Annotated in this window: 4 protein-coding genes; 1 reads left to right on the top strand and 3 read right to left on the bottom strand. The window is 68.3% G+C overall.

The features are described 5' to 3' along the window. The coding region (locus tag SM757_RS29960) for a hydantoinase B/oxoprolinase family protein (protein WP_322468145.1) at nucleotides 1–1,992 on the top strand (1,992 nt) is incomplete at its 5' end. 99 nt (nucleotides 1,993–2,091) lie between these two features. Here SM757_RS29960 and SM757_RS29955 read toward each other — a convergent pair. From SM757_RS29955 to SM757_RS29945, 3 genes are all read right to left on the bottom strand, one after another. Then, a complete protein-coding gene (locus SM757_RS29955; RefSeq protein ID WP_157119295.1) occupies nucleotides 2,092–2,439 on the bottom strand; it encodes a hypothetical protein in 348 nt (115 codons plus the stop codon). 2,836 nt (nucleotides 2,440–5,275) lie between these two features. Beyond that, the gene (locus tag SM757_RS29950) at nucleotides 5,276–6,442 is read right to left on the bottom strand and encodes a ParB/RepB/Spo0J family partition protein (protein ID WP_322468144.1); all 1,167 of its coding nucleotides are present in this window, start codon (nucleotides 6,440–6,442) and stop codon (nucleotides 5,276–5,278) included. Next, the gene (locus tag SM757_RS29945) at nucleotides 6,439–7,638 is read right to left on the bottom strand and encodes a ParA family protein (RefSeq protein WP_322468143.1); all 1,200 of its coding nucleotides are present in this window, start codon (nucleotides 7,636–7,638) and stop codon (nucleotides 6,439–6,441) included. The genes SM757_RS29950 and SM757_RS29945 overlap by 4 nt, the downstream gene beginning before the upstream one ends. Nucleotides 7,639–7,771 lie beyond the last annotated feature (133 nt).

The raw sequence follows: 7,771 nt of genomic DNA, 5'->3' as shown, positions 1-7,771 counted from the left end.
ACCGCCCTGCCCTGCCTGCTGCCCGCCGGCACCGACGCCGCCGCGGCCCAAGCCGCCGTGCGCGAGGCGTTCGAGTCGGCCTACCGGCAGCGCTACGCCTTCCTCATGCCCGGGCGCGGGCTGGTGGTGGAGTCGGTGAACGTGGAGTGCATCGCCGCGGGCGAGCGCCCGGCCGAGGCCGCGTCCGCCGCCGCCGCCCAGCCGCACGAGCCCGCGCCCAAAGCGCGCGTGCGCATGTACTGCCTGGCCGACGAGTCGCCCGCGGGCTGGCGCGACGCCGCGCTGCACGTGCGCGAGTCGCTTGCTCCCGGCGCCACCATCGCGGGCCCGGCCGTCATCGCCGAGAAGAACGCCACCACGGTGGTGGACGCCGGCTGGCAGGCGCAGCTCACCGCCCAGGGCGGGCTGGAGCTGCGGCGCATACGCCCGCGCGCCGCCGTGCGCGCCGTGGGCACCGAGGCCGACCCGGTGATGCTGGAGGTGTTCAACAACCTCTTCATGAACATCGCCGAGCAGATGGGCCTGAGGCTGCAGAACACGGCCTACTCCGTGAACATCAAGGAGCGGCTGGACTTCTCCTGCGCGCTCTTCGACGCCGGCGGCAACTTGATCGCCAACGCGCCGCACATGCCGGTGCACCTGGGGTCCATGAGCGAGTCCATCCGCTGCGTGATCGCCCGCAACCCGGGCATGCGCCCGGGTGACGTCTATGTGCTCAACGACCCTTACCACGGCGGCACGCACCTGCCCGACATCACGGTGGTGACGCCGGTGTACCTGGCGGCGGGGGATGAAAAACCGGCCTTCTTCGTGGCCTCGCGCGGGCACCACGCCGACGTGGGCGGCACCACGCCGGGCTCCATGCCGCCGTTCTCGCGCTCCATCGTCGAGGAGGGGGTGCTCATCGACAACTTCAAGCTGGTCGAGAACGGCGTGCTGCGCGAGGCCGAGCTGCTGGCGCTGCTGCGCGCAGGCGACTACCCCTCGCGCAACCCGGCGCAGAACCTAGCCGACCTGCGCGCGCAGATCGCCGCCAACGAAAAGGGCGTGCAGGAGCTGCAGGCCATGGTGGCGCAGTACGGCCGCGAGACGGTGGCGGCCTACATGCGCCACGTGCAGGACAACGCCGAGGAGTCGGTGCGCCGCGTCATCACCGCGCTCCAGGACGGCGAGTTCACCCTGCCGCTGGACAACGGCGCGCGCATCCGCGTGGCGGTGCGCGTGGACGCCGCCTCGCGCTCGGCCACCGTGGATTTCACCGGCACCAGCGCCCAACTGGCCAACAACTTCAACGCGCCCAAGGCCATCACCCTGGCCGCCGTGCTCTACGTGTTCCGCACGCTGGTGGACGACGCCATCCCGCTGAACGCCGGCTGCCTGAAGCCGCTGCGAGTGGTCGTCCCGAAAGGTTGCATGCTCAACCCAATCTTCCCGGCGGCGGTGGTGGCGGGCAACGTGGAGACGTCGCAGTGCGTCACCAACGCGCTGTACGGCGCGCTGGGCGTGATGGCCTCCAGCCCCTGCACCATGAACAATTTCACGTTCGGCGACGAGCAGCGGCAGTACTACGAGACCATCGCCGGCGGCAGCGGCGCGGGCCCGGGCTTCGACGGGACCAGCGTGGTGCAGACGCACATGACCAACTCGCGCCTGACGGACCCGGAGGTGCTGGAGTTCCGCTTTCCCGTGCGGCTGGAGAGTTTTACTTTGCGCTCCGGCACGGGCGGCGCCGGGCGCTGGCGCGGGGGTGACGGCGGCGAGCGGCGCATCCGCTTCCTGGCGCCCATGACGGCCTCCATCCTGAGCAACGCCCGGCAGCACGGCGCCTTCGGCATGGCTGGCGGCCAGGCGGGCGCGGTGGGCGAGAACCGCGTGGAGTGCGCCGACGGAAGGGTCAAAACCCTGGACCACATCGGCCAGGTGGCCATGGCGCCGGGGGACGTGTTCGTCATCTGCACGCCCGGCGGCGGGGGCTACGGCGAGCCGGCATGAGGCATCCGGCCCGTGCGGGCCGCCCTGCCCCGGCCGGGGTGCGGCGGCCCTGAAAGGGAAAAGCGGCCTGCGGGCCGCTTTTTCATTGGGGAGAAGGATTCAGCTGCGGTGGCCGCGCGCATGGTGGCGGCTGCCGTGGGGCTCGATGCTGCGATCCGGCGCCAGGCGCTCGTGCGGCGTCTGTAGGGCGGCCAGGCGGTGCACGCCGGCGGCGGAGTCCTGCCGCGTCGCCTCGCCGAGCACCATGTCGCGCAGCGCGGCCATGATTTCCTGCGATGTCGGCTTGTGGCCAAAGAGCGCCGGGCGCGACTGCACGATGCACTGCACCGCCTGCCGCTCCTGCTCCGACGCAAAGCGGCAGACCTCGGCCAACGGGTCGCCGCGAAAGCCCGCTTCGGACAGCTCCACAGCCCGCTTGATCAGTGCCAACGCCCTGAGGGTGTTCATGCCTGCCTTCCCGTCCACGAGAGAGGAAGCCATTGTGCAGTGCAGCATTGGGCCCGCGTTGAGGTTTTTACGCACTGTGATCTATGTGTTTACCTGTGTTCCAAAGCGCCGGCAGGCCGTGGCAGCAGGAGTGGCGTGGGGGTGTTAGACGGTCTAACACCCCTGATGGCAGCGACAGCGGGAAGCCGGCGCTTACTTCGTTTGTAAAGGGCGTGACCGACTCGCAGCTGCTTTGAGGCGGGACGGGACTGCAGCTGGGAGACGCGCACAGCGAGGGGTGTTAGACGGTCTAACACCCTAGGCGGCCGCCACAGTCCCGCGCCAAAGTGCGTCAGCCTTTCAACAAAGACGCAGCGCACCTTGCCCCGTCATGCCTGCGAAAGCAGGCATCCACGACAACCGGGGTGTTGGCGTGTCAACGCCGGTCCTGGGCAGTGCGGTTCGAACGTGACACCGGAGTGTTCACGAGCATGACGGCGTAAAGGGCGCAGCGCCCTGGCTGGTGGGGCACGCCAAGCCGTTGAATGTCTGGGCGACCAGTTGCCGATGCCTGGGTGTTAGACGGTCTAACACCCCTGGTGGTAACCATCGCGACCGCCTCCGCTGACCCGGTCCACGCAGAGAAGATCCGCCGGGAAACGCCTCCATACCGGCCGGCGACTGCAACCCGGCGGTGACGGCGTGGGGGGTGTTAGACGGTCTAACACCCCAGGCGGCCGCCACCGCCCAGAGCCACGCTGCGTCAGCCTTTCAACAAAAGCACAGCGCACCCTGACCCGCCATGTCCGCGAAAGCGGGCATCCACGATGACCGGCATGTTGACGTGCCGACGCCGGCCCTAGACGATGCGGTTCGAAAGCGACACCTGGATGTTCGTGGATGCCCGCTTTCGCGGGCATGACGGCGTAGGAGGTGCCGCGCTCTGGCTGATGGGACACGCCAAGTCGCCGAATGTCCGAGCGGCGGGGTGCCGATGCTTGGGTGTTAGACGGTCTAACACCCCTGGAGGCCACCATGGCCCAACGCCGCCGTGCGACAGCCCTTCGCAAGGTACAGCGCACCCTCACCCGTCATGCCCGCGAAAGCGCACTGCTGTCCGGGGAAAACGTAACGGTGACGGGCACGCTGCTCAATCTAGCGCCACGAGTGCTACAGGTACAGGCCGCAAGAAAAAACGTCGTCATTCCGGCGAAGGCCGGAATCCACGAGTGCCGAGATGTCGCCCGTTGTGCGCCGCGGCGTGCCAACAGGCTTCACGCCAGCGCCTTGGTGCGCGTGGATCCCGGCCTTCGCCGGGATGACGGCGGTTTTTCTTCGGCCTACAGCCCTGTGCGGCGACCGTTACGTTCTCCTCGGACAGCAGTGCGCGGAAGCGGGCATCCACGCCAGCCAGGGTGCTGGCGCGCCAATGCCGGCTCGGAGCGCTGCCGTTCGAAGGCCACACCTCGGTGTTCGTGGATGCCCGCTTTCGCGGGCATGACGGTATAGGAGGCGCAGCGCTTTGACCGGTGGGATACGCCAAGCCGACGAATGCCCGGGCGACGGGATGCCGAAGCCTGGGTGTTAGACGGTCTAACACCTCCATTGGCCCCGAATGCGAACCGACACAAGGTGGAGCTGAACCAGTGCCAGCCGATGCCCGACCCGCAGCGCGTCCCTGACCCGTCATTCCCGCGCAGGCGGGAATGACGAGGTAACGGGTGCGGCACTCTGGCTGGCGGGAGGCGCCAAGCCGCCAAATGACCGAGCGGCCGGACGCCGAAGCCTGGGTGTTAGACGGTCTAACACCCTTGGCGGCCGCCGCAACCCAACGCCACCGTGCATCAGCCTTTCAACAAAGGCTCAGCGCACATTGACTCGTCATGCCCGCGAAAGCGGGCATCCACGACGGCCGAAGTGCTGGCGCGTCAGCGCCGGCCCTGGGCAATACGGTTTGAACGTGACACCTGGGTGTTTGTGGATGCCTGCTTTCGCGGGCATGAGGACGTAGGAGGCGCGGCGCCCTGCCCAACAGGAAACGCCAAGCCGCCAAATATCCAGGTGACCAGATGCTGATGCTTGGGTGTTAGACGGTCTAACACCCCGGTGGAGATCGCGGCAAAGGCCGCCATCCACCCGTCCTGCTGAAAAAAAGCGGCCCGCCGAAACCCACGATAAAACCAACCGGCGACTGCAAGCTGACGCCGGCGGCATGGGGTGTTAGACGGTCTAACACCCCCACCGGCCCCGAAGTCGAACCGGAGCAAGTGAAGCTGAACCAGCGCCAGCCGATGGCCGACCCGCAGCGCATCCCCGATCCGTCATTCCCGCGCAGGCGCACTGCTGTCCGGGGAAAACGCAATGGTCGCCTCACAGGACTGTAGGCTTAAGAAACCGCCGTCATCCCGGCGAAGGCCGGGATCCACGCGCACCCAGGTGCTGGCGTGAAGCCTGTTGGCACGCCGCGCTGCTCAACGGGGCGACATCTCGGCACTCGTGGATTCCGGCCTTTGCCGGAATGACGACGTTTTTTCTTGCGGCCTGCGCCCGCGGCACTCGTGGCGCTTGATTGAGCAGCGTGCTGGTCACCATTACGTTTTCCCCGGACGGCAGTGCGCCTGCGCGGGAATGACGAGGCAGTGGGCGCGACGCCCTGGCTGGCGACAGGCGTCAGGCCGCCACAAATTTCCGCGCTGCCGAATGCCGAAGCCAGGGGTGTTAGACCGTCTAACACCCCCCGCCCATGAAAAAAGCGGCCCACCAGGAGCCGCTTCGAATTCATCCGGGATCTGGCGTCACCCGGCGCCAACGGCGCGGGGGTGTTAGACGGTCTAACACCCCGCTGCCGCTTCACCCCTCAGCCGTCGGCCAGCATCTTTTGCAGCGCCTCTTCCAGCTCCAGCCAGCGCTGCGGCGGCAGCACGGCGGCGTCGACTTCGATGTAGGTGCGCTCGCCGTCGCAGCGGATGGCGGCGCGGCGGCGCTGGCCCAGGTCCATCACGCGGTCGTCGGCGTAAGGGACGTGGGCCGCCGGCGCCGCGGCCGCGGGGGTGTTAGACGGTCTAACACCCTCCGGCCCCGCCGCAGCCACCAGGCGCTTGAACACCTTGGCCGCGGGCAGCGTGTCGCCGCTGACGCTCACGGCCTCGGCCAGCACGGCGTCGCGGTTGCGGTCCAGCGCGTCCTTGAGCTTCTTGGTCCAGCGGAACTGGATGTCGTTGGGCGAGGCGAAGGCGTCCAGCACCTGCTGCGGCAGCTGCGACACGTGCATCGCGTTGGACACGTCCCCGGGCCCGCGGCCAATGAAGCCGGCGAGCTGGCGCAGCGAGGGGAACATGCCCTCGTCCAGCGCGCGGCGGTACATGTGCCCCTGCTCGTAGGCCGACAGCCCGCGCTGCAGCCGGTTCTCGCGCTCCATGTAGCCGAAGAGCTCGCGGTCATCCAGCGCCTTGACCACGGCCGACACCGGCACGCCCAGCTCCAGGCAGGCGCGGTGGCGGCGGTGGCCGAAGACCACCTCGTACTTGTGCGCCGCGCCCTCGCCCGCCCTGGCCTCCAGCGGCCGCACCATGATGGGCTGCACGTTGCCGCCGGCGTCCAAGATCTCGGTCTTGAACGCCTCGAAGTCCGGGCCGCGGAAGGAGTCGGCATGGCGGTTGGCCCAGCGGCTGGGGGCGATCTCGCGCGCGTCCAGCAGCAGCGCGCCGCGCTCGCCGGCCAGGCGCTGCACCTCCTGCTCCAGCTCGCTCACCCGGGCGCGCAGCGTGGCGTTGTCCAGGATCTCCATGGTCGTGAGCCCCGGCCCCGTCTTGGGCCGCGCCCCGCTGGCCGGCGCCAGCGGCGGGACGATGGGCGGCCGCTCCGAGGCCACCAGCGCCGGCGCGGCCGGCGCGGCTGCATAGCCTGCCGCCGCATCGGCCGCCGGCTCGGCCGCAGGCGTGCCCGCGGCCGGCCGCGCCGAGCGCGGCGGCGGCAGGACGAAAGCGATGTTGTCGCCCTTGCGCTCCTTGCGTCCGGTGCTCATTGCGCGCCTCCGTTGAGCTGTTCGAGCTGTTTGGTCCAGAAGAGCTGGCCCTGGTCCTCGATCAGGTCCACCAGCCGGTCGTAGGCCTCGGTGGCGCGCTTGAAGGTGCGGGCGCTGGCATTGACCACGTGGTCGTAGACGGTGCCGAACTCGGCCGACGAGGTGTTGGCCGCCGCCGTCTTGGGGATCTCCACCTGCACCAGCTTGTCGGCATAGGCCGTGGCCATCCACTTCTTGACCATCAGCCCCGTCTGGTCGGTGCTCTCCACCTTGGTGGGCAGCACGTCTATGAAGCTGAACTTCTTGTTGCCCCCGCGCTGGCGGATCAGCGTGTTGGTCAGGTCGGAGAACAGGTCCCAGAACTGCGCGGAGCTGGCGAAGTCCAGCGCGTTGGGCGGCAGCGGCATGACGATGCCGTCGGCGGCCATCAGCGCGTTGATGGTGGTGTAGGACAGGGCAGGGGGGGTGTCGATGATGATGAAGTCGTAGTCCTCGCGCGCCGCGTCCAGCCCCAGGTCCAGCACCTTCCAGAACTCGAAGTTGGGGTTGGCCATCTGCCGCGCCGGCAGCGTGAACTCCGCGCCGAACAGGAAGGGTGCTGCCGCCACCAAGTCGATGCCGTCCCAATAGGTCGAGCGGATCGCATACGACACGTCGGCCTGCTCGCCCTTGAACAGGGGCAGCACCGTGTCGGCAATCTCCACCTCCGAGTCCGGCAGGATGCCGAAGAGGGTGGTGAGCGAGCCCTGCGGGTCGCAGTCGATCACCAGCACCCGGTGCCCGGCCAGGCTCAGGCCCTGCGCCATGGTGGCGGCGGTGGTGGTCTTGCTGACGCCGCCCTTGAAGTTGCCAATGCACACGGTGACGGCCGTGGCCCCCGCGGGGCGCAGGTCGCCCTCGCGCGCCACCCGCACCCACTGCCTGGCCTCGGCCAGCGTGAACTCGCGCCGCGCGCCGCTGGGCGACAAGGTGCCGGTGGGCAGGTCGCCCTTCTTGATGCGCGTGAGCACCTTGGACTTGTCCCAACCTGTCAGCTCCGCCAGCCCGCCGCTGGAGAACACCGGCGGCTGCTTGCGCGCATCCGGCGCCAGCATGGTGCCGCGGATCTGCGCCACCACCGCCTTCACCCGCTCGGCCTGCTCGTCGATGGCTTCCAACGAAATGCCATCGTCATCATTCAGCAAAGTTGCTTCCAAGACAGCGTTCCCCACGAATTTTCGTTGCGATGCGCCGCATTGTAGAAGTGATCCTCAAAATTGATCGACAGAAAAAATTCGAGGAGAAACAGGCTCAAAACACTGGACGAAGAAACTGAAAAAAGACTTCATA

This window comes from Azohydromonas lata, assembly GCF_034427735.1.
GTDB lineage: Bacteria > Pseudomonadota > Gammaproteobacteria > Burkholderiales > Burkholderiaceae_C > Azohydromonas > Azohydromonas lata.
The sequence above is the reverse complement of the archived record's forward strand: the minus strand, read 5'-3'. Positions and strand labels throughout refer to the sequence as shown.

Bases quoted from the DNA above. Each gene is read 5' to 3' on its own strand.
- SM757_RS29955 (WP_157119295.1), bottom strand. From the start codon at position 2,439: ATGAACACCCTCAGGGCGTTGGCACTGATCAAGCGGGCTGTGGAGCTG.
- SM757_RS29950 (WP_322468144.1), bottom strand. From the start codon at position 6,442: ATGAGCACCGGACGCAAGGAGCGCAAGGGCGACAACATCGCTTTCGTC.